The organism is Streptomyces sp. 8P21H-1 (assembly GCF_013302945.1).
Genome location: NZ_JABTYA010000061.1, coordinates 1 through 843, shown reverse-complemented (window position 1 = coordinate 843; position 843 = coordinate 1). Strand labels below are relative to the sequence as shown.

At 75.1% G+C, this 843-nt stretch carries 2 pseudogenes; one reads left to right on the top strand and one right to left on the bottom strand.

The features are described 5' to 3' along the window. Nucleotides 1-559 (top strand): annotated as a pseudogene (locus HO151_RS01130) (hydrolase); the annotation flags it as partial. Between the two features lie 151 nt (nucleotides 560-710). Here the strand turns inward: HO151_RS01130 and HO151_RS07115 are convergent. Further along, a pseudogene (locus HO151_RS07115) lies at nucleotides 711-843 on the bottom strand (ATP-binding protein); the annotation flags it as partial.

The window sequence follows — 843 nt, the reverse complement described above, 5'->3', positions numbered from 1 at the left end:
CGGCGCGGCGGCGGGCGCGGGCGGCGGCGGTGGTGGTGAGGAGACGGAGACCAAGGCACCGGAGCGGACCGCGGCGACCGCCGTCCAGCAGCTGGCCGCGGACGACCCGAGCGGCCGGCACATCTGCTACCGGGCCTACGTGGCGGGCGAGGGCTGGACGGACGCCGTCTGCGACGGCGAGACGGCCGGCACGGTGGGCGAGACCAAGCCGCTCAAGGCCCTCAACATCGCCGTGTCCGGCGCCAAGGGCACGGCCGGCGTCGCCTTCGTCCACGACCCCGGGTCGACGAACGGCCGCGGGCACTACGTCGCACCGTGGTCGGGTGTCGCCGACGGCATCGACAACTACATCGGCAGTACCAAGAAGGACGCCCCGAACATGCTGGGCTTCACCATCAACGTCGACCAGGGCGGCGGGACGGTCTGCCACACCGCGCACGTCCGCGACGCGGGGTGGCTGGGCATGGGGTGCGACGACCCCAAGGCCGGGGAGCACTTCACCTTCGGCGGCGCGCTGGAGAACGAACGCTGGCTGGAAGCGGTGAAGTTCACGGTGTGACACCGGCGTCCGGCACGTCCGGCACGTCCGGCACGTCCGGCGCGGTGGGCGCCGGTCGCCGGGTGTCGGGTGTCGGGTGTCGGTTGCGGGTCGTGGGGGCCCGTCGCGCAGTTCCCCGCGCCCCTTCGGGGCGCCCCCTCGCCGGTGCCGGCTACCAGTTGCCCTCTCCCGGGACCAGGCGGCCCGCCTTGCGGTACTCCCGTTCGGCGCCCTCGCGCAGGTCCCGCGTCGTGACCGGGGCGCCGCGTCCGGCGGCGGCGTAGGCGGCGGTGACGACCGCGCTG